At 59.6% G+C, this 670-nt stretch carries 2 tRNA genes and 1 rRNA gene; all 3 read right to left on the reverse strand.

The window, feature by feature from the left end:
• Positions 1-166: 166 nt before the first annotated feature.
• Positions 167-242: transfer RNA gene (locus G3573_RS21860), tRNA-Ala, on the reverse strand.
• A gap of 63 nt (positions 243-305) precedes the next feature.
• Positions 306-382, reverse strand: a tRNA-Ile gene (locus G3573_RS21865).
• A 179-nt stretch (positions 383-561) separates the two neighbouring features.
• A 16S ribosomal RNA gene (locus tag G3573_RS21870) occupies positions 562-670 on the reverse strand; the annotation flags it as partial.

Below are 670 nucleotides of genomic sequence, written 5' to 3' on the forward strand. Positions count from 1 at the left end.
AAGAGGTGTCCCACGACGCTCGCGCTATGGCTTTTACTTTGCCAGACGATGTCTTCTTCAAGTTCGACCTAGTGCCACCTTTCGGCCGGTCGAACCCTTCCTTCACGATTTCAATCATCCGCCGGCGCAAGCGCCAGCTGATGAAACCTGTTTGCGATCGAGAGCTTGGTGGAGCCAGACGGGATCGAACCGACGACCTCATGCTTGCAAAGCACGCGCTCTACCAACTGAGCTATGGCCCCTTACCGGGAGCCGCTCAGGAGAGCTGGGTCTGTGGTGAAATCCGCGGCGTGACCGAAGGGAAATGGTAGGCCCGGGCAGACTCGAACTGCCGACCTTACGCTTATCAGGCGTACGCTCTAACCACCTGAGCTACGGGCCTATGGCAGCGCCGCACCGGACCGGATCGACCTGACGTATTCAGGTCGCCTTCGGGCTCGCGATCGCACTCCAGCCTGGTCGGCCGGAGCGAAGTGGAAAGAGAAACGAAGACGGCGGCGATCCGCTCAGTAGATTAAGTGACGTCCCAATAGGTCGTGAGACCTGGAGGAACATCCTTAGAAAGGAGGTGATCCAGCCGCAGGTTCCCCTACGGCTACCTTGTTACGACTTCACCCCAGTCGCTGACCCTACCGTGGTCGCCTGCCTCCTTGCGGTTAGCGCAGCGCCT

Origin of the sequence: Caulobacter sp. 17J65-9 (genome assembly GCF_010975005.1) — a bacterium.
In the GTDB taxonomy this organism is placed as follows: Bacteria; Pseudomonadota; Alphaproteobacteria; order Caulobacterales; family Caulobacteraceae; genus 17J80-11.